This window comes from Pseudomonas libanensis, assembly GCF_001439685.1.
Taxonomy (GTDB): domain Bacteria; phylum Pseudomonadota; class Gammaproteobacteria; order Pseudomonadales; family Pseudomonadaceae; genus Aquipseudomonas; species Aquipseudomonas libanensis.
In genome coordinates, this window is record NZ_JYLH01000004.1 from 98,905 (window position 1) to 125,717 (window position 26,813).

Consider the following 26,813-nt stretch of genomic DNA (forward strand, 5'->3'; position numbering starts at 1 on the left):
CATGCAGTGCGATCTGAAGACGGACACCTCCCGTTATGCCCGCCAGATAATCCTCAGTGAAGTCGGTGCCCAAGGCCAGCAACGCCTCAAAGACAGCAAGGTGCTGGTGGTCGGCGCCGGCGGACTGGGCTGCCCGGTGCTCTTGTACCTGGCGGGCGCCGGGGTCGGCACGCTCGGCATCGTTGATAACGACATCGTCGACCTGAGCAACCTGCATCGACAGATTCTCTATGGGGTGGCCGATGTGGGCGAACTGAAAGTGTCGGCCGCCAAGCGGCGCGTCAACCAGTTGAACCCGGACATCGTCGTCGATACCTTTGCCACCACGCTGAACCCGGACAATGTGCTGTCGCTGCTGGCGAGCTACGACATCATCGTCGACGCCACGGATAACTTCGACACCAAATACCTGATCAGCGATGCCTGTGTCGCCGGTGAGAAACCGATGGTCTATGCCTCGATCAGTCAATTCGAAGGCCAGGTGTCGGTATTTAATCACTACCACCAAGCCACCCAGGAGCGGGGGCCCTGCTTTCGCGATCTGTTCGAAACCCCACCGCCTCCACACTTGACGCAAAACTGCGCGCAAGCCGGCGTGCTGGGTGTCATACCTGGCCTGCTCGGCTGCTTTCAAGCCAACGAAGTGCTCAAGCTCATCCTCCAGGCCGGGGAGCCATTGAGCGGCAAATTGTTGTCCATCGACTGCCTGGACAACACCTTCCACCTGTTGAGCGTCCATAAAAACCGGAACCGCCTTCCCGCACCCGCACTGGGGGCTTCCACCACGCCTGCATGGCGTGACAGTGACTGGCTGTCGCCCGACAAATTGCATGATTGGCTCAAGTCACAAGCGCCCTTGCAACTGGTCGACGTACGCGACAGCCATGAACACCTGCACGCTTCGCTGGGCGGCCGCTTGATTCCGCTCAAAGACATACTCGATCGCCGGCAAGAACTGGATACCACCCGCCGTATCGTCTTCTATTGCAAATCCGGGGTCAGGAGCAAGGCCGCCCTGCTGGCGGTTCGCAGCATCCACCCGCAGGCGGACCTCTTCAGTCTTGAGGGTGGCATCGAGCGCTACCTGACGGCTTATCCTGACAACGCCACGCTGGTCGCGCCGTGAAAGCCGCTGATTGCGCAGTTATCCCCTCCGGTTCAAAGGTCCCTCAATGAGTGCAGATTCTTCAGGCATCACCTGGGGTTTTCCCGGCATCGACCGGCGTCTGCTGAAAGTGCAATTCAGCTTTTTGCTGATGGTGCTGGGGGGCCGCTGCAATCAACTGGCGGTAGCCTGGTGGGCGTTACAGGAAACCGGGTCTGCACTTTATTTTGCCAATATGATTGCCTGCTCCATCGCAGCCGAGGTATTAGCCAAACCCCTGCTGGGGTGGCTGGGAGACAAGTACAACAAGATCCTGATCATCAAGCTGGCTTCCTGGCTCAGTTTGCTGACCGCCTTGTTGATGGTGGTACTGTCCGCCACGGGGTCTTTCAACCCCTGGACGGTGGGCGCGCTGATGATGGTCAGCAGCGCGATCGTCGGCGTACGTGACCCGCTCCAGGCGTCGATCATTCCTTTATTTGCGCACGACGATAAAGTCTCCCTGGCCTTTCGCACCAAAAGCGTGATGTCGTCCTTTTCGATCCTGCTGGGGCCCGTCATGGCCAGTGGGTTGATCTATGGGTTCGGGATTACATTTGCGTTAGCCGCCGATTTTGTTGCGATTCTCTTCGCGGGGGCGCTGATAGCGACCATACCTAACCCCGTCGGTGCCATCAGCCACAGCGACAGTGCCCCGGCCGCCAGCGGCTGGCACATGATCTACTCCGGCTTCAAGGTGGTATATGGCGTGAAGGTTGAGTTCTACCTGGCCATTGTCGCGATGCTGATCAACTTTGCCTTGTTTCCATTTTTCACCATCCTGCTGCCACTCTACGTAAAAGACGTCATCCACTATCCAGTCACTTACATCGGTCTTCTGGACTCATGTTTCGGGCTGGGAATTCTTGCAGGCAGCTACAAAATCATCGGCTGGTTATCCGATCGCCTCCCCCGCGACCTATGTGTATCCGCAGGTTTTGCGTTACTGGGGTTAAACCTGGTGGTGGTCGGCACCGTGTCTTCGTCGTTGCTGGTGCCGGCGGCCTTTTTCTGCGGCGGCGTCGGCCTGATGCTGATCAACATCCCCACCTCGGCCGTGAGGTTACTGGCAACCCCCAAGCTCCATCGCAACCGGATCTTTGCCACGGTGTCGTTTCTCTCTGCCGCGGCCAGCCCCTTGGGCAGTTTCGCGATGACCGGCCTGATCGCCCATCTGGGCGTCGCGCTAACCATCACCCTGCTGGGCCTCATGGTGCTGGTGTTGTCGTTGCTGGTGTTTCTGGTACCCGACTTCAAAACGTTCATGCGCACCCAGGACACGCAACTGAGCGATGCCTACCTGGACAAATACCCGGCAGCGTTCGCGCGCTGACGCGCCTCGTCATCACCCACCACTTGCAAATGGAGTTGCCTTTGACCACGCCAGACCTCAAGGACCGGCCTGAACCCGCTCGCCATGAACAGATCTTCTGCGGCCAATATTATGACGACATGGCTTGCATCGGCTTCCTGGGCGACCCGTCGAAAGCGGGCATCTCGGTGTTGATGCTGGGGCTTTCGGATGGCGTGGCGCTGGCGCCGATCGCAGCCAGTACCCGGGTGACCCGCCTGGTGGCCGTCGACCTGGACGAGACCGCCGCCGTGCGAAGCCTGGAAAACCGCAACCGACTGGCAGCACATCTGCGCTTTGACACTGTGGTCGACGATGCCGCGCACTTCCTGGGCGCGACTTCCGACCGGTTCGATGTGATCATTGTCGATCTCTACACCGAGGAGGGTTACGCCCCGATCGTGTTTGACCAGGGGTTTCACCAACGGCTCAAAAGCCGCCTGAACCCTCGCGGTCATGTGGTATTCAACGGTTTTGGCGTGCCCATGAACCTTGAGCCGTTAATGGGTTCTACGCCGCAGGCCTGGTTGGCTAAGCGCCTGAATGACAGCTGGGGCGACATTCACCACCTGCCCCACCGACGCAATGCGACGTTCATCATCGGCCCACCGCCCTCCACCACTGCAGTCGTGGAGTCGTTGTGTGTCAGTGACCGGCTGTTCATGGACCTCATGGGCCTTCGCCTGCGCTACCTGACACCCACGGTTATCCAAGACATGCCGGATGTACCGCCAGCACTGGATTTCGCAGGGATTGATCGGGAGGTGCATAAACGTTGGGTGGGTGCGTTACCGGCGTTGTCCGCGCTGCTCGCGCCACCGTGGGTGCTGGGCAAACCGGGCGATCTGCTTGAACTGCTGGATCACCCGCAGGCTTGCCTGGCACTGCAAGAGCGCCTGCTGGAAGATCCATCATCACTGCGCACCACCCTGGCATTGCTGATCGCAGGTGAAGCCAACTTCTCTGATCGCGATATGTCATGGTTGCCGGACTGGGTCATCGCAACCCTGGACAATAGCGTCGAGGCACGCCCTCGAGACTGGCTGGAGGGGCTGCTTCCTTACGCCTATGGCGTCATTACCCACAGGACCCGCGGGTATGCGAACAAGGTGGAGGGCTTTCGCAGAGCGCTGTCCCGATTGTCACAGGCAGCCTGACTGCGAGCAACGCGGCCGCGCCTGCGGTGCATCGTACGCACCGTAGACTCAGCCCCGCTGCGCCGCCTCTACGGCGGCTTCAGATCCGCACGTTACCGCGTGGCCCGGCAATCGCCCAGATGATCAGGCCCAGTACCGGCAACAACAGGATCAACAAGATCCACAGCACCTTGGCGCCCGTGCTCGCGCCGCTTTTGAACACGTTGATGATCGCCCAGATATCCAGCGCGAGGATGATCAGGCCAATCAGGCCATTAAAAGTGGAACCCATGGTGTCGCTCCTAAGTGAGGGCATGCCCTTGTAGGATAGCCAGGCCTGGCGGGGGTTCCGTTTTATTTTCAGACGTGTACGGCAATCTTCAAGGCTTCCAGGGACGGCTCGGCCTTGATGCCGACTTCGGCGCACAGCTCCAGCACCCGTGGCAGGTCGTTGCCAAATACCAGTACCGCCTGGATCTCGTCGTCCAGCAACTGGCTGAAGTTCATCAGCACATAACCGCCGTCTTCAGGGCTCAGGGCACTCATCTGGATCTGGATACGATTCAGCGCAGTCAGGTCCTCGGTCTTGGCCAATTGCTTGGGCTTGAGGTTGAACGCCACGCCCGGGCCGAACGACGCGACGATCTGGGCAAACAGGTCGGCATAGGTATCGGCCTGGAACAACACCGTGTCCGGCAAGCTACCGACCACCACCCATTCACCCAGCGGGATCGGGAAGCTGTCGTCGTAGTTGATATCCGGGTTGGCCGCCAGGAACGCCGCCGGGTCCGCGTAGGCCTTGGCCGCTTCTTCGGCGATACGCACGACCTCATCGTCGCCCATGACGCCGGCGCTGATTTTGCTGATGAGTTCGACGAGGGCGGTTTTCATGGGCGATCCTATGGCAGGCGGGTTTTGGAGGGCGCGTAGCCTACACCAGTTTCTCCAACTGCGCCGCCGTATCCGCCGCGCCCATGGTCTTTGCCGCGGCCAGCGCAGTGGCACCCTGTGCATCGGTGGCCTTGGGGTTTGCGCCCTTGCTGAGCAGGTAATCCACCATTTCAACGCGATTGAACATCGCCGCCATCATCAAGGCCGTACGCCCGTCCGACGACGCCGCCTCAACCGGCGTGCCGCCGTCGATCAGCGCCTGGACCACCGGCAGGTTGCCTTTGAACGCCGCGCCGGCAATCGGCAACTGGTTCTTGTCGTTGGCGATCAAGGGGTCGGCCTGGTGTTCCAGCAGTACTTTTACTGCCTCGGGGTGACCGTGGTAGGCCGCGAGCATCAATAAGGTATCGCCATTGTGATTACGAAAGTTGGCCGGCAAGCCCTTGGCCAACAACGCCGCGAGCATGGCGGCGTCACCGCGGCGGGCCACGTCGAAGACCTGCTCGGCAAACTCGGCAGCTTCGTCTTCGGTCATTTGTTTGGGCTGGTCTGACATGGGGGCTCCTTGCTGAGGCGGCTTATGTAACTGAATAAGGCGCTCAGTGTCGCGAGGGAGTTCCCCAGTGTCATGGCTTTTTTGTCAAAAGCCGTCATAGCCAGAATCAATAACGGAAGTGTCCGCCCTGAATCTGTGCCAGCAACTGCCCGGTGACGGGCACGTAGCTGTCCGTACCTGGCAACCAGGCGTAGACCGGATCATTGCCGACCTTGTCCGGGTCGAACGCCTGCTCCTTGAGCTTCACTTTCTGGTACTTGAAGGTGCCGGTGGTTTCCATCTTTACCTTGATACGTAGAAACAGCGGCACCGCATAATGCGGCAACTGCCCGTGGGCGAATTGCAACAATTGGCGCATGTCCAGGGCGGCCAGGGATTCACTGGGGGTGATGGCGACCATGCCTGCACGACCATTGGTGTTTTCGATCTCAACACCGTAGGCCACCACCTCGGCGATTTGCGGGTGTTGCAGCAGGACGTTTTCCACTTCGGTGGTCGAGACGTTTTCGCCCTTCCAGCGATAGGTATCGCCCAGGCGATCGACAAATTGCGCGTGGCCGAAACCGATGCTGCGCACCAGGTCGCCGGTGTTGAAATAGCGGTCGCCTTTTTCGAATACGTCGGTCAGTACCACCTTGCGGTTCTTTTCCGGGTCGGTGTAGCCGTCGAAGGGCGACTTTTCATCAATGCGCGCCAATAACAGGCCCTGCCCGCCGGTGGGCACCTTGTCCATGAACCCATTGTTGCCGCGCAGCGGTTCGCCGGTGTCATGGGCGTAATCCACCAGCGCCCAATGCTGCAGGCAAAAGCCGATGGTGTTGTCAAAGTTCAGCACGTTGGTAAAGCCGATATTGCCGTCGCTGGCGGCATACAGTTCGCAGATATGCTCGACCCCATAACGCTGCTTGAACTGCGCCCACACACCAGGACGCAGGCCGTTGCCGACCATCTTGGTCACCTGGTTATCGCGGTCTTGCGCACTCGCGGGCTGGTCGAGCAAATACCGGCACAGCTCGCCGACATAGCCCAGGGTGGTCGCCTTGAACTTGCGCGCATCGTCCCAGAACTGGCTGGCACTGAATTTGCGCCGAATGGCAAAGCCCGACGCGCCGATAATCGCCGCCCCCCAGCACACGCACAAGCCGGTGGCATGGTACAGCGGCAAAGTGCAATAGAGGACGTCCTGCGGCCCCATGTCCAGGGCGATACTGCCGAAGCTCACGGCGGTTTTGGTCCAGCGCCCGTGCTTCATGATGCCGGCCTTGGGCAAGCCGGTGGTGCCGGAGGTGTAGATATAGAAGCAGGGATCGTGGAAGAACACCTGCGCGGAACTCGCCGGGTTGTCCACCGGACTATCGGCACTGGCGGCCATCAGGTCGATATAGCCGTCGGGCACCCTGCTGCCGGGCTGATCGGCCACGAACCAGGTGCGCCCGGCCGGGATCTGAACTTGATCGCGCACTGCTGCGTAAGGACTCAGCAATTCGGCACCGACCACAATGGCAACCGGATTGACCAGGGTCAGGCTGTGCACCAGCGCCGCCTGGGTTTGCGAGGTGTTGAGCATGGCGCAGATGCCCCCCAGCTTGGCCACGGCCAACACGCTCAACAGCAACTCGGGGCGGTTCTCGATAAACAGCGCTACCACGTCACCCTTGCGGATGCCTTGGGCCTGCAGGTAGTGGGCGATGCGATTGGCATGCTGGTTGGCGTCGCGATAGCTGATCGCGCTGTCAGCGTAAAGCAAGGCAGCGCCGTCAGGATTGCGCACGACGGCTTGCTCGAAATGCCAGCCCAAGCCGCAGGGTTGCCTGGGGTCAGTGACATTGGCAGCGCGCATGCCGCGAACCACTCGCGGCAGCGCTCGAACGATAGCAGGCACCTTGCGCAGCATCATGCTCCAGGTGATTAGGTCGTTTTGCGGATGACTCATGGCGGAACGTCCCTTTTCTTATTCTTGGTCTGATCGAGAACCTTCGACGGCCCCATAGGAATTCGCCGAATGGCTCGCAGGAAAATACGTCAGCCATTCTTTGGCTGTACACGCAGGATTTGAAAAGTTTTGTATCCCAGGCAACGGTGGCCATTGGCGATGGAATTTTCTGGGAAAAATCGTGGTCAATAGTGTGGAGGGCCAACGGCCCTGCGTGAAATATGCTCGACCCGATAGCGCAAAATGCAGGATGCACGATGGGCCTTCATGCAAAATGCACGAAAATGAAAACTGCAAAAATTTATAACTAACTGATTTATAACGTTTTTTTAAGACAGGCAATACTGGCACAATCACTGCACCTATCACTCCATGCTTGCCAACTTGAGCCAACGGAGCTGATAGACATGAGCCTGATCCAAGATAAATTCGCTTCAGTATTCTCCAACTACGACGTCACCACCCAACCACGTCCAGACGGCGGCATCCTGTTGACCCTGCGCAACAGCGAAGGTAAGCAGGTCAAGCGTTCGATCTCCTACCAGCAGCTGCACACCGCCGATCAACTGACCTGGGTAATCAGCGCCATTCGCCGCGACCTGGCCGAACAAGCCAGTGAGCTGCCACAGATTTCGATGCTGCAAAGCCAGAACCGCTTTGCGCTGCCGACTTACCATTCGGCTTAAGCGGCAGGGTCGAGTCCTGAATAGGTTTACGCCTGGTTCACCCCAACGCCCGATGCATTTATCGGGCGTTTTTTATTCGGTCACGCAGCCCTCTTAGTGTTCCCCCAGTCTAGCCAAATGCCTCTAACGTCTAAGAACCCCCCGGTCGCCCAAGTACAGAATCGGCTCATCCATGAGTCTTTCCTCGCTCCGGGTAATCAACTACCAGCTCGCCGAGCTCTATGTCATGTTCCAGTCGGCAACGATGATCCACCAGCACCAAGGTGTTGCCGCTACGCTCGACGTAACGGTGTAACGCTTGCACACGCTCGGCCAATTGCTCAGCGCGCAACGCGATGAACGGCTCATCCAGTAACAACAAATGGTGGCGGTCCTCCGGTAACGCGCTCAGCCAGGTATCCAGCCAGTCGCTTGCCCCGGGCTCACCGCCGAGCAGCACCAGGGAATTGCTGTCCAGGTAATAGCAGGTTGATGTCATGGCCTGCACCATGCCCGCCTCTTCGATGATCACGTCGGTGATACCGGCCACACCCTTGAGGTAATCGCTCTTGCCAGAACCGGAGTACCCCGATAGCGAATACAACCGGCCTCGTTCCAGGCTCAGGGCACGATAGGCACGTTGAGCAATAAAGGGCGCAATGCTCAGGCTCTGCTCGGCAATCGCCACGGCCACCGAGCTTTTGGGCCGGGCAAAATGCTGCAGGCGCTCCACCGACACCGACTGCGATTTGAAACCCGTGATGGCCAAAAATACATTGGCCAGATCGGAACGCACCAGCAGCAAAGCCGTGACCGCGAGCACAAAAGCCGAATCGCTGGTCCGGTAGAGGCTGCCCATCAGGACCACCAGGATAATCACTAGATCGCTGAGCAAAGTGCAACTGGCCGCCGTGACGGTGCGAGTGATAACACTGCGCATACGGGTGGTGTAGAAATGCCTGAGCCCCTCGGCTATCGTCCCACGCTGAGTGAGCGCTAGCCAATCACCCAGGCGTTCGAAACCCACGCCACCGGCCCGGGAAATGGAAAACGTCACATGGGCCGAGCGCAGTAGAGAGTCGAATCCCTTAACGCTTTCCACCCGGGCCCGATATAGCTCTTTTATGGAAAGCCGGTACAGTACCGCCAGCAAGCCGCTGAACAGCAGCGCCACAGCGATGCCGAACAGGCCGACCCCCATCCACAAGGCCCCGCCATTGCACAACAACAGCGCGATAATCCAGGCAATGTCGTGGGCATACCAGGCGATGCGTTCGAATGTCGTGGTGACGTCGCGAGAGACCACCTGCAGCCCATCGGCCAAGCCGGTGATCCGGATGTCTCGCAGGCCATCGGTGAACAAGCGGGAAAAGCGGCTGCGCAACAGATTCTCGATAAACAGCCCGGCAGCGATTCCTGCCCCTACCCCGGCCACGGCATACAACAGAACCTGCCAAGGCGATAAACCTGCCTCTGGCAGCGTCAGGTTGGCCGCATAGCTCATCATCAGCGCCGGCACCAACAACATCAGCACACCCCAGCCACAATACTTGAACAGATCGCCGAGACTGAAGCGGTCCAGTGCCCGGTAGCCGACCGGCACCGTCGAAGCCGTCCGCTCACCAACCTCCGCGGGCGAGCCTTTGCGCTGCGCTATCGCGCTTGCTGCCGATGGGCTGAAGCTTACCCAGGACAGGCGCTCCAAGGCGCCCTTCACTGCCAGCGCGGCCGCAGCGTCCAACGTGCAGAGGTCGTGGTCGATACTTAGGATTCCGTCCTGGGCACGGGCCAGAAACACCCCGCGCAACAGTTGCAGGCGCAGGCGCTGCCCGGCGGAGAGATTGCTCCCGTCCAGCTCGATGGGCAACTGCAGGACCTGCTGTGGGTCCGGCCCCAGCTCGGGTACCAGCCGGAAAGCGCCCAGCAACGCGTGCAGGTCCTCGCGCTGGCTTTCCAGCGGGCCAGGAATCAGTTCGACCAGCTTCGCGGGCCAGACCGGCCAGTCGGCATCGAACTCGATCACGCTGCGGGCCTGATCGGCGGCGGGTCGCAGCACCGAATGCCCGGAGGAATTCTGATACAGGCCATTGAGTGCTTCCAGGGAGCGGCCGACAGCCTTGTAACTCACATAGGAACGGGGCAGCGCTAGCACCGCCGCCAGCAACGGAATGCTCAGCCAGAAAATCGCCCCGTCCCAGACCGGGGCCGATTCCGAGGAGCCCACCAGCCCCAGCAACACAAAGGGAATCAAGCGGCCGAAACCGATGATGTAGCTGTCGGCACCGCGCAACAGCGTATCCACGTTACGCAGGCAGCGTTCGCCCGCCAGTGTCCGCTCGATGCTCTGCAAGGCCGTCCGGTCAGCGAACTGCTTGAGCCACGGGCCTTCACGCAACCATGCCGAACACTGTTCGATACGCTGCGCCGCCATATCCATGATCCGCTGGTAGTTGCGGTCCGAGAGCCAGGACAGCAGATAGGAAAGCGGCAGGAACACACCGATCACCGCAACCGCCCAGAACCCTGCCGTGCCAAAGACCAGCAACGCCAGCAGGATTGAAAGCAGCAGGAAAACCGGAATAGCCAACAGGTTAACGCTAGCACCGACGCCATCGAGAATGACGCTGAAATCCCGCGAAACCACCCGTTCCAGCACCGACACCTCTACCTGGGTCTGCATCTTGCGCGCCAGAAGGCGCTCGAACTCGCGGCATAACCTCAGGGAGATGTAGCGTTCCAGATTGAGCTCGCTCACCATCAGCAAAAAACCGCTGATGGCCAAGAACGCCAGGAGCGCGGTGTCTGTCAGTACGATATCGGCACTGCCTTGGGCCACCACCAAGGTGCTCAGCTTGTAGATGAACAACAGCGGCACGTTGTATTGCAACAACGACACCAATACATAAGCGCCGACCGCCCAGGGCGCAAGGTTGAAGGCCAGGCCGAAAAAGCCGTCGGCGAAAGCTCGCTCTTCGGAGCGAGCGAACGGCTGATAGCGCAGCACCGGCGTAAACCAGTATATCCAATTCACGACAGCGCCTCCTCGCAGTACACCCGACCAGGCTCCAGGGCCTGCACACGCAGCAGGCAGTCTTGGATTTTCTGCAGATCGTAATAGTGGGCGGGAATTTTCCGACATGCACAGTAACGGGCCACCCATTCCTCCAGTGAGTCTCCAAGTCGAGGATGCGCACGCCATCCACGGTAACGAGCAGATGTTCCGACTTGCAGTCACAGGAAATACAAGACACCCGATGCGGTGTCTCGGGCGTTTCGAGGCTGAAATAGGTGTAAACCTATTTCAGGACTGGACACTTCAACACAAGCCCTGGCGGGAGGCTTCGTTCATCGCCTGCACACGGTTGGTGACATCCAGCTTGCCGTAGATATTGCGCAGATGGAATTTCACTGTGGCTTCGGAGGTGGCGCGAATCTGGCTGATCTCCCAGACGGTCTTGCCCTCTGAGGCCCACCGCAGGATTTCCAGCTCCGTCGGCGTCAGGGGCTTGCCAGACAAGCTCAGGCGTTTCCTGACAGCCGTGGGTACGATCACCAACGGGCGATATGTCTGCTCTGGGCCATTCATTGCTCTCTCCTTTGATATCTGCTGATGCGCTGCCACCTTTCGGATTCTTCTTATTGACAGATGGCATAAACATTGACGCGGAACAGAGAGTTACATAACGAATGGAGTCAAAGCGTAAAGCACAGAATAAACAGCTTCGCCCTACAACTAATTAGGTTTCTTCCCACAGCAAATTCCAACTTGCCTGGGTTGAATATTCAATTTTTTATGCTTAGTCGTCCAATTCCGGAAAACGAACAGCTATGTCGTCGCCGGTGAGTTTGGGTACCCGGCCTTGGACGGTGTCGAACAAGCGCAGCGTTACACAGTGCGGGTTCTCGCCCATATCGAACCAGTGGGGTAAACCCGCCGGGATGATCAGCAGGTCATGTTTCTCACAGCGCACGCCGTAGACATAATCGTCTATATGGAGAGTGAACAGCCCCTGGCCGGCGACGAAGAAGCATACGTGATCTTCACTGTAGGTTCGTTCAGCCAGGCCCTGGGTGCGCAGCTCATCCTTCTGTGGATGGTCATTCTCTACGCGAATCACTTCCACGGCGGCGTAGCCGAGGGCATCGATCTGCGCCCGGTAAGCCTCGATCATTTCAGCCTCACTGGCGCCCTTCTCGACAGCGCTGGGCTGCCAGCGCTCAAAGCGCACGCCGTGTTCGGCCAGGGTCGACTGGATATCATCGACATGGGTGAGCACCTTGTTCGGGGTATCCGCAGTGGCGATGGGGTAGACGGCTACATAACTCATTGCATGGCTCCTTGGTTCGGCTCTTGCAATCGAAGGCCAATGATAATGGCGGCGGCCAGGGCCGCGGCGCTGGCGATACTGAACGTCAGGGTCGGCCCCAACAGGTTCCAGCTATAGCCGGAATACAGGGCACCGAGGGCGCCGCCCGTGCCGGCCAATGCCGCATACAGCGCCTGGCCCTGGCCTTGCTGGCGGTCACCGAAACTGCGTTGCACAAAGGCAATTGCCGCCGCGTGAAAGCTGCCGAACGTGGCGGCATGCAGCAGCTGCGCCAGGAGCAGCACCCAGAAAAGCTCGGCGAATGAACCCAGCAGCAGCCAGCGCAGCGCCGCCAGCAGAAAACTTGCCAATAGCACCCGACGCACGGAAAAACGCGCAAGGATGCGGCTCATGGCCAGGAACATCAGCACCTCCGCCACCACCCCCAGCGCCCACAACAGGCCGATCACACCACGGCTGTAGCCCAAGTGTTCCAGATGCAGGGTGAGGAAGGTGTAGTACGGCCCATGGCTCATTTGCATCAGCGCCACGCAGGCATAAAACGCCAGCACCCCGGGACTGCGCAATTGCTTGAGGAAACCGTCTCCGGCCAGGCGCTTGCCGTGACTGGTGGGCTGCGCGTTCGGCACCCACAGGCTGGCACCAATGATGCCGGCCATGATCACCACGACCACCACCGGGTAGATATCCAGGCTCAGCCAGTCGAACAGACGCCCCATGATCACCACGGTGAGGATAAAACCAATCGAGCCCCACAGGCGGACCTGGCTGTAACGCGAGGTCTGCTTGTGCAGGTGGGCCAGGGTGATGACTTCAAACTGCGGCAGCACCGCATGCCAGAAGAATGCGTGCAGGGCCATGACCATCGCCAGCCAGGCGTAGGTCTTGCTGACGAAGATCAGGCAGAAACTGGCCAGGGTGCACACCGCGCCAAACCGCACGATGACCAGGCGCCGGCCAGTGTAGTCGCCGATCCAGCCCCACAGGTTCGGCGCCACGCAGCGCATCAGCATGGGGATGGCCACCAGCTCGCCGATGCGCGCACTGGAGAACCCCAGGTGATCGAAGTACAGCGCCAGGAACGGCGCCGTCGCTCCCAGCAGGGCGAAGTAGAACAGGTAGAAGCTGGAGAGGCGCCAGTACGGGAGCGGCGGGGTCATTTCAAGGGGGGCTGCGAGCAAGCTCGCACCTCGCCACAGAACGTCACAGCTGGCCCAGTACCGGCGTACTCACGCGCACATCGGCATTTTGCCCACGGTTGCGCAGCAGATGGTCCATCAGCACGATGGCCATCATGGCCTCGGCAATCGGCGTGGCGCGGATGCCGACGCACGGGTCGTGGCGGCCCTTGGTGATCACGTCCACCGGGTTGCCGTGTACATCGATCGAACGACCCGGCGTGGTAATGCTCGAGGTCGCCTTGAGCGCCAGGTGCGCCACGATCGGCTGGCCGGAGGAAATACCGCCGAGGATGCCGCCCGCGTTATTGCTGAGGAACCCTTCCGGGGTCAGCTCATCGCGGTGTTCGGTGCCGCGTTGGGCGATGCAGGCAAAACCGGCGCCGATTTCCACGCCCTTCACCGCATTGATGCTCATCAGTGCATGGGCCAGCTCGGCGTCGAGGCGGTCGAAGATCGGCTCGCCCAGGCCCGGCTTCACCCCTTCGGCCACCACGGTGATCTTGGCGCCGACGGAGTCCTGGTCGCGGCGCAACTGGTCCATGTAGGCTTCCAGCTCCGGCACCTTGTCCGGATCGGGGCAGAAGAAAGCATTGTCTTGCACGCTGTCCCAGCTCTTGAACGGGATTTCAATCGGGCCCAGCTGGCTCATGTAGCCACGGATGACGATGCCCTGGGTGGCCAGGTATTTCTTGGCGATTGCACCGGCAGCCACGCGCATCGCAGTTTCCCGCGCCGAGCTGCGGCCACCGCCACGGTAGTCGCGCTCGCCGTATTTGTGATGGTAGGTGTAATCCGCGTGGGACGGGCGGAACAGGTCTTTGATCGCCGAGTAGTCCTTGGACTTCTGGTCGGTGTTGCGAATCAACAGTCCAATGGCGCAGCCGGTGGTGCGGCCCTCGAAAACCCCGGAGAGGATTTCGACTTCGTCCGGTTCCTGGCGCTGGGTGGTGTGGCGGCTGGTGCCGGGCTTGCGGCGGTCCAGGTCGCGCTGCAGGTCTTCCAGGCTCAGCTCCAGGCCAGGCGGGCAGCCGTCGACAATGGCGACCAACGCCGGGCCATGGCTTTCGCCCGCGGTGGTGACAGTGAACAATTTGCCGAAGGTATTGCCGGACATGCAGGGCGCTCCGTGAAATCAGTTGAATCAAGTCAACCGTAATAACTTAAGACGGCCAGTATACGCAGGCTAACCGACTAGTTCATCCTCGAAACCTTACCGGTAGACGTTGGTCCAACCGGCACCTCTCTGATGATGGCGCGATGATGCTGCGAGTTTTACTGTTCACCCTCACCCTGTTGACCACTGTGGCACAGGCCGCTTCCCCTGTCGTACTGCAACGCCCGATCAGCCTGGACACCGGCAGCGGCGAGCTATTTGGCTCGTTGCTGTTACCCCAGTCCGACAAACCGGTGCCGGTGGTGCTGATCATCGCCGGCTCCGGCCCCACCGACCGCAATGGCAACAGCGCCGACGGCGCCCGTAACGACAGCCTCAAGCGCCTGGCCTGGGTGCTCGCCCGGCATAACATCGCCAGCGTGCGCTACGACAAGCGCGGCGTGGCCGCGAGCCTGGCGGCCACCCCGGATGAGCGCAACCTGACGCTCGACGCCTACGTGTCCGACGCAGTGGCCTGGGGCAGGTTGCTCAAGGCCGACCCGCGCATGGGCCCGCTGATCGTGTTGGGCCATAGCGAAGGCGCCCTGGTGGCCGCACTCGCTGCACCGCAACTGGCGCCGACCGGGGTCATTTCCTTGTCCGGCAGCGCCCGCCCGGTGGACCAGGTGATTCGCCAGCAACTGGCCGATCACTTACCCCCTGCCCTGTTGCTGCGCAGCAATCAAATCCTTGATCACCTCAAGGCCGGCCAGGTGGATGCCGATGTGCCGCGTCCATTGGAGGGCATTTTCCGGCCGAGCGTGCAGCCTTACCTGATCAGCCTGTTTCGCGCCGACCCGTCGGCCGCCTTCGCCAAGCTGAGCATGCCGGCGTTGATCATCCAGGGCACCAACGACATCCAGGTCGGTGTAGCGGATGCCCGGCAACTGAAAAAGGCCAAGCCCGACGCGCAGTTGACGGTGATCGAAGGCATGAACCACGTGATGCGCATCGTGCCCAACAACGTGAAGCAGCAACTGGCGTCTTATAACGATCCGAAACTGCCCCTCGCCGCTGAGCTGGGCCAGCGCATCGTTGGCTTTATCGACGGACTTCAACCCCGTTAAGCGACTATTGGCCTCCAGTCCTGGGAAAAACGGCCGATAAGCCCTGGGTCGACAGTAAAAAGACTGTCGGCTCGCCGGGCTTGGACAGGATCGCGCCGCATGACAACCACCGAAGCAACACCCGAATCGACTGCCGACACCCCGGCTGGGCCCGAGGCCGTCGTGGCGCCGGCCCTGCCGTGGGCGGACGTCCACGCCGAACATTTCAAGATGCTGCGCCTGGCGCCCCTGGCCACCGACCGCGCCACCGGCGCCCGGCCGTTGCGCTTCGTGCAGTTCGGCTATGCCGAGCGCCATGACAAACATCACAGCTTGCTGCGCATGGTCATTCAGCTGCCAGGCCAACGGGTGCGCCGCGAGCAGAATCACTTGGATATCTGGGTCGATCACGATAAACACCGCGTGCACTTTGGCCCAGGCAACAGCTTGGAAATCGAACCGGTCAACCGTGGTCTCGGCCGCTTCCTGGTCGCCCAGGCAGCCGCATGGGCAAAAAAGAAGTGGTCACACTACCGCGTCGATGGCGTGGACCTGGCCAACAAGGACGCCCTCAACGAAGCCACGCGCCTGCGTCGCGATCATTTCCTGCGTATCCAGGGCTTTGATGTGGCTTATGCCGATGTGCAGCACCTCAAAGGCAATGTACAGCCGGGCAAGGTCAGCGGCGTGCTCGACAGCTGGAACACCGAGAAGGTGCAGTTCGTGGAGATCCTCGAAGCCGCGCAGATGTTGCAGCAGGCCGAGCAGAACCTGTTGGAACAGGAGGTGAAGCTGCGCAAGGAGGAGGAAAAAGTCATCAAGTTCAAGCGTGAAGACAGCGGGCTGCGCTTTACCATTACCTGCCTGGTGGCGTTTACGGTGTTTCAGGCGGGCTTGTTGATCTGGATTGCCACACACCGTTAACAGGCTGAAATACGCTCCAATGTGGAGCTGGCTTGCCTGCGAAGGTATCGACTCGGTGATTCAGGCTCACCGAGTCGATACCTTCGCAGGCAAGCCAGCTCCCACATTGGCCCATTTTTTTCAGTTAGACCCGGGCGGCAAATACTGCCTGATGCGCACGGCACTGTTCAGCCGTGAGCATGAACACCCCATGCCCGCCACGCTTGAAGTCCAGCCAGGCGAAGTCCACTTCCGGGTACAGTGCCTCAACATGCACCTGGCTGTTGCCCACTTCGACAATCAGCAACCCCTTCTCGGTCAGGTGGTCCGCCGCTTCGGCGAGCATCCGGCGCACCAGGTTCAGGCCGTCGTCACCGCAGGCCAGGCCCAATTCCGGCTCGTGCTGGTACTCATCTGGCATGTCGGCGAAATCTTCGGCATCCACGTAGGGCGGGTTGGACACGATCAGGTCGAAACGCTGGCCAGGCAGGCCGTCGAAACCATCGCCCTGTACGGTGTAGACGCGCTCGTCGACGCCGTGGCGCTCGATATTCTGATTTGCCACTTCCAGGGCTTCGAAAGACAAGTCACCCAGCACCACTTCGGCGTCCTGGAACTCGTAGGCACAGGCAATGCCAATGCAACCAGAGCCAGTGCACAGGTCGAGGATGCGTGCCGGCGGCTGGGCCAGCCATGGCTCGAAGCGGTGTTCAATCAGTTCGCCAATCGGTGAGCGCGGAATCAACACGCGCTCATCGACGATAAACGACAGGCCGCAGAACCACGCCTCTTTCAACAGGTAGGCCGTCGGCACACGCTCATGGATACGGCGATGCAGCAAGCGCTGCACATGGGAGATTTCCTCTTCTTCCAGGTTGCAATCCAGGTAGCTGTCGGCAATTTCCCAGGGCAGGTGCAAGGCGCCGAGCACCAATTGCCGGGCTTCGTCCCAGGCGTTGTCGGTACCATGGCCGAAAAACAGGTCTTCCCCGTGGAAACGGCTGACAGCCCAACGGATGTGGTCGCGCAAGGTGCGCAGGCGGGAAGTGATCACGGGGGCAGACTCCTGGAAAAAACGACTGGCGATTCTAACAGCCTTCACCTGTACCGACGATGTACGAAAACCCCGGCGCCGTACGTCGGATTTCATCCAATTGGCCCGCTTTGTGTTAAACAGGCCCACCTCTTGACATGGCTGCACGCCAGCAACGGCGTACCTTACGATAGTAGCGATTCACAGAAGCGCTCAGCCAGTGGACAATGTCGCAAAAGCCCCATTCACAGGAGCCCCCAGAATGTCCGTTCCAAAGACGATGTTTCAACTCAGCGGTCGCGGTTACGCAGCAGCCAACCTCAATCATGCGACCCTTGTGATCATCGACGCCCAGAAGGAATACCTCAGCGGCCCGCTCGCCCTTTCGGGCATGGACGCGGCTGTCGAGCATATCAAGCAACTGTCGGCGGCGGCACGCAACGCCGGGCGCCCGATCGTGCATGTGCGCCACCTGGGCACCGTCGGCGGCCTGTTCGACCCCCAGGGCGAGCGCGGCGAGTTCATTCCGGGCCTGGAGCCTGAGGGTGACGAAACCATTATCGGCAAGCTGCTGCCCAGCGCCTTCCACGGCACCGGCCTGGAAAAACACCTGCAAGACCTTGGCTCTCTGGATCTGATCGTCTGCGGCTTCATGAGCCACTCCAGTGTCAGTACCACCGTGCGTGCGGCCAAGAACCTGGGCTTTCGCTGCACCCTCGTGGAAGACGCCTGCGCCACCCGCGACCTGCCTTACAAGGGCGGTATCCTGAGTGCCGAGCACGTACAGCAGACTGAAATGGCGATCATGGCCGACAACTTCGCCACCCTCGCCTTGACCAAAGACCTGATCTAAGCACTTCTCCAAGAGCGGCGTATTGACTGCGCCGCTCATCCGCAAAGCCCTCTCATTTGGCGCTTTTACCTCGAACACTGGAACAACCTGTGTATCTTCCGGTCGAAGGGCCGATACCCTGGAGGAAAGGTCGGAATGAAGATATCCGATGGTTTTGATGCTCGTCGCTTGCGCCCCAAGGGCCCGAGCAACTGGCGTCTGCGCCTGGTAGCCGGCATTGCCGCGTTGCTGGCCATAGTAGGCGTGTTGTTGGCGGGTGCTGGTGGTGCCGGCCTGTTTGGGCATTCACCGGCACTGGGCGAACTGAATGCCAGCCCGGGCGGCTCGGCGATCCTGTTAGTGATTGGCCTGCTCGTAATATGGCTGGGTGTATGGCTGTGGCGCCGCAGCCGTCGGCGGATGCGCCAGCCGTTGTCGTTGAATATCGCCTCGCACCTGATGAAAAAGCACGACTGATGGCGCTTGGATAGCATTTGCTGCGCCCTGGCCGCCGCGATTTAGGTAAACTGCCCGCCCTTCGCGGAGGCTGACATGCAAGACGACGATTTTTCCCTGTTCAAGAACGAGCTGCGCGGCGTCAAGCCGATCAAGCACGACCGCGCCGACACCGGCAAACCCAAGACTGACCGGGCGCAGATCGCCAAGCTGCGCCAGGCCGCGACCGTGCGCACCGATGCCACCACGGTGGATGGCCTGTCGGACCAGTTCGTGATCGACGTCGGCCCCGAAGATGAACTGATGTGGGCTCGCGACGGCGTGCAGGAAAGCCAGATACGCAAGCTCAAGGCCGGCCAGATCCCGTTCGAAGGCAGCCTCGACCTGCACGGCATGACCGTGGAAAAAGCCCGGGAAACCCTGTGGGCCTTCCTCGCCGAAGCGACCAAATTCGAAATCCGCTGCGTGCGCGTCACCCACGGCAAGGCCGTGCGGTTGGACGGCAAGCGGCCGATGATCAAGAGTCACGTCAATACCTGGCTGCGTCAGCATGCCCAGGTGCTCGGCTTTACCTCCTGCCAGCCCCGCCATGGCGGGGCCGGCGCGGTGTATGTGATGCTCAAGCGCACCATGCTCGAGGGGCGCGACGAGTAACAAGTGCCGTCGTCAGGCTTGCAGCGATGTGTCCGCCACCGTAACCTTGCACTTTGCGAAAATCCCACAGGTAGTTTCATGTCCCTGGAACAGAATTACACAGAGATTCTCGGCCAACTCGGCGAGGACGTCTCCCGCGAGGGCCTGCTCGACACGCCAAAGCGTGCCGCCAAGGCGATGCAGTATCTCTGCCGCGGTTATGCACAGACCCTCGAAGAAGTCACCAACGGTGCCTTGTTCAGCTCTGACAACAGCGAAATGGTGCTGGTCAAGGACATCGAGCTGTACTCGTTGTGCGAACACCATCTGCTGCCGTTTATCGGCAAGGCTCATGTTGCCTACATCCCAAGCGGCAAAGTGCTGGGCCTGTCGAAGGTCGCACGGATTGTCGACATGTATGCGCGCCGCCTGCAGATTCAGGAAAACCTCAGCCGCCAGATCGCCGATGCCGTACTGGAAGTGACTGGCGCCCTCGGCGTGGCCGTGGTGATCGAGGCCAAGCACATGTGCATGATGATGCGCGGTGTAGAGAAACAGAATTCGTCGATGATCACGTCGGTGATGCTCGGTGAATTCCGCGACAACGCGGCTACCCGCAGCGAATTCCTCAGCCTGATCAAGTAACCGGCCAGGCAGGAAAAAACCGGCGTTCATCGCCGGTTTTTTTTCGCCAGCAGAAATCAGGTAAGCTGCGCCCCCTCAGTCATGGGCAAGAGGTTTCAGCCATGTTCGTCAAAGCACTTCGAGTGGGCCTCGGCCACGTCATCATCGCGGGCGACTTTCTTACCCGCCCACGTAAAAAGCAACGCCCTGCCGAGCAACAGGCCAAGGTCAATGCTGCGGCCAAGGACCTGACCCTGTATCAGTTCCACGCCTGCCCGTTCTGCGTGAAGACCCGCCGTACCCTGCACCGCTTGAATGTGCCGGTGGCCTTGAAGGATGCGAAGAACAACGAACAGGACCGCCAGACCCTGCTGGAGCAAGGTGGCAAGATCAAGGTGCCGTGCCTGCGCATCGAAGAAAACGGCCAGACCACCTGGATGTACGACTCCAAGGTGATCATCGACTACCTGGACAAGCGCTTCGCTGCGATCTGAAGCACGCGGCGATCAATGTGGGAGCTGGCTTGCCTGCGATGCGGGCACTGCGGCGCAGCAGATGTACCGAGGTGATGCAATCGCAGGCAAGCCAGCTCCCACATTTGCGCTGCGGTGCTATTAAGTCGGTATTATCAGGTCCAGATCCAGCAGTGCCGAGCCCAGGCACTTGCCGTGGGCATCCAGCGCCAGCGAGCGGGTCACGCCGCCGCGCAGGATGCCCGGCAACACGAAGTTCAGCGCCTGCACGTTCGGCAATTCGTAACGACGAACCGGGGCCGCCATCGGTTCGAGCAAATCCTTGAAAAATGCCGTGACGCGCTCAGCCGTCAGCTGTTCACACAGCAACGGATAATCCTCGGCGCGATAGGCAATGATCGAGATGTTCGACGTGTCGCCCTTATCCCCGGTGCGGGAATGGGCCAGCCTGTGCAGTTTCATTCTTCAATCCTCGGTTTGACCGCTTCGCGGGGCAACAGCAACGACGCCACCGCCACCACCTGGCGCACGCTCTTGCTCGCCCCACCGCCGCCGGCCGGGCCGTTGGTGTAGAGGGTCTCCACTTCATTGCCGATCCGCACGGCGTCGCTGCGCTCGTCACAACGGGCGGCAACCCGCAGGCGCACTTCCCAAGGCTCGACGCTGCTGCGAGGGCCGTGCAATGAATCCATGCCGATCAACTCGGCACGCAAATCCTGCATGTTTACCCCGATCAACGCGAGACGCTTGAGCACCACTCCCCGCGCCAACTCGGCCCGTGCGACAGCGCCGGGACCACCGTAGGACATCTGCCCTTCACCAATCCAACCGTCCAGATAACCGACGCTGACCTTCAGTTGTTCAGGCCGGGCACGCCCACTGGCTCCCTGGGCACGCACCCGGTCCACGCTCTCCTCGACAAATCCCACCTGGGAAAAGTCGGCCGTCACGTCCGGGGTCAAATAGGCTGCCGGGTCGTGAACTTCATAGATCAGTTGTTCGGCACAGGTTGCGCGGCTGACCCGCCCACCGGAGCCTGCCACCTTGGTGATCAACGCGTTGCCGTCGGCGTCGATCTCGGCCAGGGGAAAGCCCAGGCGCGCCAAGTCCTCCACATCCTTGAAGCCGGGATCGGCGAAATAGCCGCCACTGACCTGCCCCGCACACTCAAGCAAATGCCCGACCAACGTGCCCCGGCCCAGTCGTTGCCAATCGTCGAAGGCCCAGCCGAACTCAAACATCTGCGGCGCCAGGAACAGCGAAGGGTCGGCCACACGCCCGGTGATCACCACATCAGCGTCGACGCGCAGGGCCTCAAGAATGCCGTCCACACCCAGGTAGGCATTCGCGGAAATCAGCCGCTCGCCGAGGGAACCGACGGTCTGGCCGTTATCCAGCAACTGCTCGCCAGGCAAGGCATGCAGTACATCATCGCCCAACACGGCCACCACCTTGAGGCCAAGGCCGAGTTCGGCGGCAATACGCCGTACTTCAATGGCAGCCGCCAGCGGGTTGGCCGCGCCCATATTGGTGATCACGCGCAAGCGGCGACGCCCTGCAAGCCGTCCGACAAAGGGCAAGACACGGCGCATACGCTCAGCGAGCAGCGGGTCATAACCGCCCTGCGGGTCGCTGATACGCACCTGTTGCGCCAGGGCGATGGTACGTTCGGCCAGACACTCGAAGACCAGGTAATCCAGGTCGCCATGTTCGGCCAGTTCCACGGCGGGCTCTATACGGTCGCCGGAGTAGCCGGCGCCAGACCCGATACGCAATGCGTTCATCTCAAATCACTCCCAGGAGCAATGCCGTCAGGGTCATCAACACCGACGCGGCAAACAGGAAAGGGATGGTGAAGCGCTGGTGATCGGCCAGTTCGATCTTGCACAGGCCCACCAGCAGGAAGGTCGCGGGGGTCAGCGGGCTGACCGGGAAACCAGTGGTGTGCACGCCCAGCAACGAGGCCTGGGCCACTTGCAGTGGGTCGACGCCCAAGGCCTTGCCGACTTCGGCGATCACCGGCATCACGCCGAAATAGTAGGAATCGGGGTCAAACAACATGCTCAGGGGCATGGACAAAAAGCCCACCACTGCCGGGATCAACTTGCCGTGACCCGCCGGAATCTGCGCCACCGCCACTTCGGCGATGGCCTTGAGCATGCCGGTGCCTTGCATGATGCCGGTGAACACCCCGGCGGCGAGCAGGATACTGGCCATCGTCAGCGCGGTTTTCGCATGGGCGTCGATGCGTGCACGCTGGGCGTCGACGTTGGGGTAATTGATACACAGCGCAATCACGGTGCCGAGCATGAACATCACCACCGGGTCGACCCAACCGGCGATCATCACCACCATCACCAGCACGGTCAAAATCAGGTTGAGCCAGAACAGTCGAGGGCGGCGCAGCTTGATATCTTCATCACTGAGCACTCGTTGCGGCACCGCATCCACCGTGGAACCCGCGCCCAGGCCCAGGCGTTTTTCTTCACGATGGCCCAGCCACCAGGCACAGGCGAAGACAAAGATCAGCCCGACGATCTGCACCGGGATCAGCGGCTGGAACAGGTCGGCCACCGGCACATGCAGCGCCGCCGACGAGCGCAGCACCGGGCCGGTCCAGGGCAGAAAGTTGACCCCGGCCGCCATCGCACACACGCAGGCGAGGATGCGTTTATCAATGCCCAGCCGCGTATACAGCGGCAGCATCGCTGGCACCGTCACCAGAAAAGTCACCGCGCCGGAGCCGTCCAGGTGCACCAACAACGCCAGGGTCGCCGTACCCACCACAATCCGTGTAGGACGCGTCCCGACCGTGCGCAGGATGCGATCAATAATGGGATCGAGCATGCCCGCATCGGTCATGATCCCGAAAAACAGGATCGCGAACACAAACATGCCAACCACAGGGGCAACGTTCTTGATACCGGTAATGATGAAGGCGCTGGTTTGCAGGCCGAAGCCACCGACCAGCGCAGCGATGATCGGCAAAGCGATCAACGCCACCAGAGGCGAGAGGCGCTTGCTCATGACGGCGGCGAGCAGGCACAGGATGGTGATGACACCCAGGGTTGCGAGCATGGGTTACTCCAGAGCGGCCTTGTTGGCCGGTTATTGTTTTGCCTGGAGTATTGGAATCAGGCTAGGCTTTGTAAATTGGAATATTCAGCCACCAGCATTCGAAAAAACAAAATGAAGCGGCGCTTATGAAAAACAGCATCCAGCACATTCAAGCCTTCCTCGCTGTCGCCCGCACGGGCAGCTTCACCAAGGCGGCCAACGAGTTGCATCTGTCGCCGTCGGCTCTCACCGTTCAGGTACAGCAACTGGAAGACTGGCTCGGCGTCGCCCTGCTCGACCGCAGCCCGCGCCACGTGAGCATTACCGCCGCTGGCCAGGATGCGCGCGCGCCCATGGAAAAATTGCTGCTGGACCTGGACAACATCGTCACCGGCTCCCGCGACCTCGCCGCCTTGCGCCGTGGCGTGGTGACCATCGCCGCCCTGCCTTCGGTATGCGCCGGCGCCCTGCCCCCGGCCTTGCGCCTGTTTCGCGAACGCTTCGCTGGCATCGAAGTACGCCTGCATGACCTGGTGGCCCATCGCATTCATGCCCAGGTCCGCAATGGCGAGGTGGATTTCGGCATTGGTGTACGTGCACGCTTGAGTCATGGCCTGGAATTTGTGCCGGTGCTGAATGACCGCTTGTGTGCGTTTGTGCCGTCGGGCCATGCGCTCGCCCGCCACCGTCAATTGACCCTGGAGCAACTGGCAGACCAGCCCATCATCCTGACCGGACGCGACAGCAGTGTGCGCGAGCAAGTCGATACGCTGTTCGATGAGACACGGCTGACGCTGAACGCCGGCATGGAGGCCAACTACATGTCGACCGTATTGGCCCTGGTGCGCCAGGGGCTGGGCGTCAGTGTGTTGCCGGAGTCAGCGGCGGACAGCCTGGAAGGTTTGAAGCGGATCAGCATTGATCATCCCGGGGTGAATCGAGAGATCGGGTTGATCAGCCGCAGCGGGATGGGCTTGAGTCCGGCGGCGCAGCGCTGCTTTGAACTGCTCAACAAAGCATTACCTAGCACGCCGTCGCGCTGAATGTGGGAGCTGGCTTGCCTGCGATGCAGACACCTCGGTTTATCCGTGGCACTGGGGTGATGCTATCGCAGGCAAGCCAGCTCCCACATTGGATCGAGTGAATCAGTCGAGCATCGGCACATACCGAGGATGACTGACCACCCGCTGCAACCACGCCTGCACCGCCGGATACGGCGCCAGGTCAAAACCGCCTTCATGGGCCACATGGGTGTAGGCATACAACGCAATATCGGCAATGGAAAATTGCTCGCCCACTAAATAAGGCGTGGCCTGAAGTTGACGCTCCATCACCCTCAAGGCCTTGTAACCGCCTTTGTGGGTGGTCTTGTATTCTTCCAGCCGATCCTCGGGCATGTTCAGATAAAACTGAATGAACCGCGCCACCGCAATGTAGGGCTCGTGACTGTATTGCTCGAAGAATTGCCACTGCAGGACTTGCGTGCGCAGGCGCGGTTCGGTCGGCAGGAACTCGCTACCATCGGCGAGGAAATTGAGGATCGCGTTGGACTCCCACAGGCAGGTGCCATCTTCGAGCTCCAATACCGGGACCTTGCCATTGGGGTTCTTGGCCAGGAACGCCGGGGTCTGGGTATCGCCCTTGAGGATATCGATATCGACCCATTCATAGGGGATGCCCAACAGATTGAGCATCAATTTGACCTTGTAGCAATTGCCCGACTTGTAATCGCCATAAACCTTGTACATGGGGCTCCCCTTTTCGCCGCGCTGACCGAATGCTTGCGCCCACAAGGTGCGGGTATCGAGGGCTTGTTTCAAGGCGTCGCGCAGAATAAATCCCCTGGCGCCGGCCTTTCATCCTTTTTCGCCCGGATAATCGAAAACATTATTTGCTTTATTTGTATACAAAAGCATAATTCGCTTCGCGCGAGTTCCTGACCTTTTGGTCAACAAACCCGCCAGTACCTCAAAGCGCTGTTGCCCACTCATGTGACCGGCGCGGGAAATAACAATAAAACGATTGAGGAGTACTCGCTGTGGATAGCCGCAAAACCGAAGCCCCTACGTTGGACCTGGCCGCGCCCCGAGGCGGTTGGCTGGAACGCCTGTTCAAACTGCGCTTGCATGGCACCACAGTGAAGACCGAGCTGATCGCCGGCCTTACCACCTTTATCACCATGGCCTACATCATCTTCGTCAACCCCAACATCATGGCCGATGCCGGTATCGATCACGGTGCAGCCTTTGTCGCCACCTGCATCGCCGCGGCGCTGGGTTGCCTGCTGATGGGCCTGTATGCCAACTGGCCAGTGGGCCTGGCGCCAGGCATGGGCTTGAACGCGTTTTTCACCTACACCGTGGTCGGCACCATGGGCTACACCTGGGAAACCGCCCTCGGCGCGGTGTTTATTTCCGGTGTGCTGTTCATGATCCTGACGCTGTCGCGCATCCGCGAATGGCTGCTCAACAGTATCCCGGTCAGCCTGCGCCACGCCATGGGCGCCGGCGTGGGCTTGTTCCTTGGGGTGATCGGCTTGAAAACCGCCGGTATCATCGTCGACAGCCCGGCCACGCTGATAAAACTCGGCTCCCTGCACGAGCCGGCACCGCTGCTGGCGGCCGTGTGTTTCCTGCTGATTGCCATCCTCAGCTATCACCGCGTATTCGGCGCCATCCTGATCAGCATCATCGCTGTGACCCTGGCCGGGTGGGGCCTGGGCCTGGTGCACTACAACGGCATTCTCGCCACCCCACCGAGCCTGGCACCGACCTGGATGGCAATGGACGTGATGGGTGTGTTCAATGTGAGCATGATCAGCGTGGTATTTGCCTTTCTTTTTGTACACATGTTCGACACTGCCGGTACACTGATGGGCGTTGCGCAACGCGCAGGCTTAGTGAATGCCGATGGCAGGATCGACAACCTGTCCCGCGCATTGAAAGCTGACAGTGCATCCAGCGTGTTCGGTGCCATGGTCGGTGTACCTCCGGTGACCAGCTACGTAGAAAGCGCCGCCGGTGTGGCTGCTGGCGGCCGCACGGGTTTGACCGCGGTGACCGTGGGCGTGCTGTTCGTGGCGGCGATGTTTTTCGCGCCGCTGGCCGGCATGATCCCGGCCTATGCCACGGCCGGCGCGCTGATTTATGTAGCGATGCTGATGATGGCGAGCATGGCCCATATCAACTGGGATGAGGCCACCGACAGCATTCCGGCAATCGTCACCGCGATCATGATGCCACTGACGTTTTCGGTCGCCGACGGGATCGCCCTGGGCTTTATCACCTATGTGGCGTTGAAGGCCGGCACCGGTAAGTACCGCGAGATTTCCATCAGCCTGTGGGTGCTGTGCGCGATCTTTATCGCCAAGTTCATCTTCCTGTAGTTCGGGAACGGCTGAAAAACCGCCTCACCTTCG

General features: G+C 60.4%; 27 protein-coding genes. 13 read left to right on the top strand and 14 right to left on the bottom strand.

The genetic code is table 11. The annotated features are described in order from the left end of the window. Nucleotide 1: 1 nt before the first annotated feature. Genes moeB through TU73_RS07780 form a run of 3 tightly spaced genes read left to right on the top strand, consistent with a single transcriptional unit; the run spans nucleotide 2 to nucleotide 3,652 of the window. Nucleotides 2-1,126, top strand: coding sequence for a HesA/MoeB/ThiF family protein (gene moeB, locus TU73_RS07770; RefSeq protein WP_082642564.1), 1,125 nt, complete (start codon nucleotides 2-4; stop codon nucleotides 1,124-1,126). 10 nt (nucleotides 1,127-1,136) lie between these two features. After that, the gene (locus TU73_RS07775; protein WP_231984772.1) at nucleotides 1,137-2,477 is read left to right on the top strand and encodes an MFS transporter; all 1,341 of its coding nucleotides are present in this window, start codon (nucleotides 1,137-1,139) and stop codon (nucleotides 2,475-2,477) included. Between the two features lie 41 nt (nucleotides 2,478-2,518). Then, nucleotides 2,519-3,652: a spermidine synthase gene (locus tag TU73_RS07780; RefSeq protein WP_057011720.1), complete on the top strand. Its 1,134-nt coding sequence runs from the start codon at nucleotides 2,519-2,521 to the stop codon at nucleotides 3,650-3,652. A 79-nt stretch (nucleotides 3,653-3,731) separates the two neighbouring features. On the opposite strand, the gene TU73_RS07785 is transcribed toward TU73_RS07780, so the two are convergent. The 4 genes from TU73_RS07785 to TU73_RS07800 all read right to left on the bottom strand — a co-directional run bounded on the left by TU73_RS07785 (nucleotide 3,732) and on the right by TU73_RS07800 (nucleotide 7,011). Beyond that, nucleotides 3,732-3,923, bottom strand: a complete 192-nt coding sequence (locus TU73_RS07785) for a PLDc N-terminal domain-containing protein (RefSeq protein WP_003172956.1) — start codon at nucleotides 3,921-3,923, stop codon at nucleotides 3,732-3,734. A 68-nt stretch (nucleotides 3,924-3,991) separates the two neighbouring features. Continuing rightward, a complete protein-coding gene (locus tag TU73_RS07790; RefSeq protein ID WP_057011721.1) occupies nucleotides 3,992-4,522 on the bottom strand; it encodes a hypothetical protein in 531 nt (176 codons plus the stop codon). A gap of 40 nt (nucleotides 4,523-4,562) precedes the next feature. Beyond that, nucleotides 4,563-5,078: an ankyrin repeat domain-containing protein gene (locus TU73_RS07795; protein ID WP_057011722.1), complete on the bottom strand. Its 516-nt coding sequence runs from the start codon at nucleotides 5,076-5,078 to the stop codon at nucleotides 4,563-4,565. 106 nt (nucleotides 5,079-5,184) lie between these two features. Then, nucleotides 5,185-7,011, bottom strand: a complete 1,827-nt coding sequence (locus TU73_RS07800) for a long-chain-acyl-CoA synthetase (RefSeq protein WP_057011723.1) — start codon at nucleotides 7,009-7,011, stop codon at nucleotides 5,185-5,187. Between the two features lie 407 nt (nucleotides 7,012-7,418). Between TU73_RS07800 and TU73_RS07805 the strand changes: the two genes are divergently transcribed. Further along, nucleotides 7,419-7,697 carry a DUF3509 domain-containing protein gene (locus TU73_RS07805; protein ID WP_003172952.1) on the top strand — a complete coding sequence of 93 codons (279 nt, stop codon included), beginning with the start codon at nucleotides 7,419-7,421 and terminating at the stop codon, nucleotides 7,695-7,697. Nucleotides 7,698-7,863: 166 nt separating this feature from the next. Here the strand turns inward: TU73_RS07805 and TU73_RS07810 are convergent, their stop codons facing one another. The 5 genes from TU73_RS07810 to aroC all read right to left on the bottom strand — a co-directional run bounded on the left by TU73_RS07810 (nucleotide 7,864) and on the right by aroC (nucleotide 14,299). Beyond that, nucleotides 7,864-10,707, bottom strand: coding sequence for an ATP-binding cassette domain-containing protein (locus TU73_RS07810; RefSeq protein WP_057011724.1), 2,844 nt, complete (start codon nucleotides 10,705-10,707; stop codon nucleotides 7,864-7,866). A 285-nt stretch (nucleotides 10,708-10,992) separates the two neighbouring features. Next, the gene (locus TU73_RS07815; RefSeq protein WP_043047637.1) at nucleotides 10,993-11,262 is read right to left on the bottom strand and encodes a response regulator transcription factor; all 270 of its coding nucleotides are present in this window, start codon (nucleotides 11,260-11,262) and stop codon (nucleotides 10,993-10,995) included. Nucleotides 11,263-11,473: 211 nt separating this feature from the next. Then, nucleotides 11,474-12,004 carry an acireductone dioxygenase gene (locus TU73_RS07820; protein WP_057011725.1) on the bottom strand — a complete coding sequence of 177 codons (531 nt, stop codon included), beginning with the start codon at nucleotides 12,002-12,004 and terminating at the stop codon, nucleotides 11,474-11,476. Further along, on the bottom strand, nucleotides 12,001-13,164 hold the full coding sequence (locus TU73_RS07825; RefSeq protein ID WP_057011726.1) for an MFS transporter: 1,164 nt from the start codon (nucleotides 13,162-13,164) through the stop codon (nucleotides 12,001-12,003). Before TU73_RS07825 ends, TU73_RS07820 begins: the two co-directional genes overlap by 4 nt. 43 nt (nucleotides 13,165-13,207) lie before the next feature. Continuing rightward, complete coding sequence (gene aroC, locus TU73_RS07830; RefSeq protein ID WP_046071860.1) at nucleotides 13,208-14,299, bottom strand: chorismate synthase; 1,092 nt, start codon at nucleotides 14,297-14,299, stop codon at nucleotides 13,208-13,210. A 143-nt stretch (nucleotides 14,300-14,442) separates the two neighbouring features. Between aroC and TU73_RS07835 the strand changes: the two genes are divergently transcribed. Together TU73_RS07835 and TU73_RS07840 are read left to right on the top strand one after the other, a co-directional pair. Then, nucleotides 14,443-15,405 (top strand): alpha/beta hydrolase, encoded by a 963-nt coding sequence (locus tag TU73_RS07835; RefSeq protein ID WP_057011727.1) that lies wholly within the window; start codon nucleotides 14,443-14,445, stop codon nucleotides 15,403-15,405. Between the two features lie 99 nt (nucleotides 15,406-15,504). Beyond that, nucleotides 15,505-16,308, top strand: coding sequence for a hypothetical protein (locus TU73_RS07840; RefSeq protein WP_057011728.1), 804 nt, complete (start codon nucleotides 15,505-15,507; stop codon nucleotides 16,306-16,308). Nucleotides 16,309-16,432: 124 nt separating this feature from the next. On the opposite strand, the gene prmB is transcribed toward TU73_RS07840, so the two are convergent. Beyond that, complete coding sequence (gene prmB, locus TU73_RS07845; protein WP_057011729.1) at nucleotides 16,433-17,341, bottom strand: 50S ribosomal protein L3 N(5)-glutamine methyltransferase; 909 nt, start codon at nucleotides 17,339-17,341, stop codon at nucleotides 16,433-16,435. Between the two features lie 241 nt (nucleotides 17,342-17,582). Here prmB and TU73_RS07850 point away from each other — a divergent pair, with 241 nt between their 5' ends. The 5 genes from TU73_RS07850 to TU73_RS07870 all read left to right on the top strand — a co-directional run bounded on the left by TU73_RS07850 (nucleotide 17,583) and on the right by TU73_RS07870 (nucleotide 20,359). Continuing rightward, nucleotides 17,583-18,173, top strand: a complete 591-nt coding sequence (locus tag TU73_RS07850; protein WP_043051836.1) for a cysteine hydrolase family protein — start codon at nucleotides 17,583-17,585, stop codon at nucleotides 18,171-18,173. Between the two features lie 135 nt (nucleotides 18,174-18,308). Beyond that, on the top strand, nucleotides 18,309-18,629 hold the full coding sequence (locus tag TU73_RS07855; RefSeq protein WP_046071855.1) for a hypothetical protein: 321 nt from the start codon (nucleotides 18,309-18,311) through the stop codon (nucleotides 18,627-18,629). A 75-nt stretch (nucleotides 18,630-18,704) separates the two neighbouring features. Further along, nucleotides 18,705-19,262, top strand: a complete 558-nt coding sequence (locus tag TU73_RS07860; RefSeq protein WP_057011730.1) for a Smr/MutS family protein — start codon at nucleotides 18,705-18,707, stop codon at nucleotides 19,260-19,262. Between the two features lie 78 nt (nucleotides 19,263-19,340). Continuing rightward, the gene (folE, locus tag TU73_RS07865; protein WP_043051833.1) at nucleotides 19,341-19,886 is read left to right on the top strand and encodes a GTP cyclohydrolase I FolE; all 546 of its coding nucleotides are present in this window, start codon (nucleotides 19,341-19,343) and stop codon (nucleotides 19,884-19,886) included. A 101-nt stretch (nucleotides 19,887-19,987) separates the two neighbouring features. Beyond that, nucleotides 19,988-20,359: a glutathione S-transferase N-terminal domain-containing protein gene (locus tag TU73_RS07870; protein WP_020302241.1), complete on the top strand. Its 372-nt coding sequence runs from the start codon at nucleotides 19,988-19,990 to the stop codon at nucleotides 20,357-20,359. A 120-nt stretch (nucleotides 20,360-20,479) separates the two neighbouring features. Here the strand turns inward: TU73_RS07870 and TU73_RS07875 are convergent, their stop codons facing one another. Genes TU73_RS07875 through TU73_RS07885 form a run of 3 tightly spaced genes read right to left on the bottom strand, consistent with a single transcriptional unit; the run spans nucleotide 20,480 to nucleotide 23,416 of the window. Continuing rightward, nucleotides 20,480-20,800 (bottom strand): AtuA-related protein, encoded by a 321-nt coding sequence (locus TU73_RS07875; protein ID WP_057011731.1) that lies wholly within the window; start codon nucleotides 20,798-20,800, stop codon nucleotides 20,480-20,482. Beyond that, entirely contained in the window at nucleotides 20,797-22,122 is a 1,326-nt protein-coding gene (locus tag TU73_RS07880) for an acyclic terpene utilization AtuA family protein (RefSeq protein WP_057011732.1), read from the bottom strand. Before TU73_RS07880 ends, TU73_RS07875 begins: the two co-directional genes overlap by 4 nt. Nucleotide 22,123: 1 nt before the next feature. After that, nucleotides 22,124-23,416, bottom strand: a complete 1,293-nt coding sequence (locus TU73_RS07885) for a CitMHS family transporter (RefSeq protein ID WP_057011733.1) — start codon at nucleotides 23,414-23,416, stop codon at nucleotides 22,124-22,126. A 125-nt stretch (nucleotides 23,417-23,541) separates the two neighbouring features. On the opposite strand from TU73_RS07885, the gene TU73_RS07890 reads away from it, so the two are divergent. After that, complete coding sequence (locus TU73_RS07890) at nucleotides 23,542-24,438, top strand: LysR family transcriptional regulator (protein ID WP_057011734.1); 897 nt, start codon at nucleotides 23,542-23,544, stop codon at nucleotides 24,436-24,438. A gap of 102 nt (nucleotides 24,439-24,540) precedes the next feature. Here TU73_RS07890 and TU73_RS07895 read toward each other — a convergent pair whose 3' ends face one another. Continuing rightward, on the bottom strand, nucleotides 24,541-25,143 hold the full coding sequence (locus TU73_RS07895; protein WP_057011735.1) for a glutathione S-transferase family protein: 603 nt from the start codon (nucleotides 25,141-25,143) through the stop codon (nucleotides 24,541-24,543). Nucleotides 25,144-25,433: 290 nt separating this feature from the next. Between TU73_RS07895 and TU73_RS07900 the strand changes: the two genes are divergently transcribed. Beyond that, on the top strand, nucleotides 25,434-26,780 hold the full coding sequence (locus tag TU73_RS07900; RefSeq protein WP_057011736.1) for an NCS2 family permease: 1,347 nt from the start codon (nucleotides 25,434-25,436) through the stop codon (nucleotides 26,778-26,780). Nucleotides 26,781-26,813 lie beyond the last annotated feature (33 nt).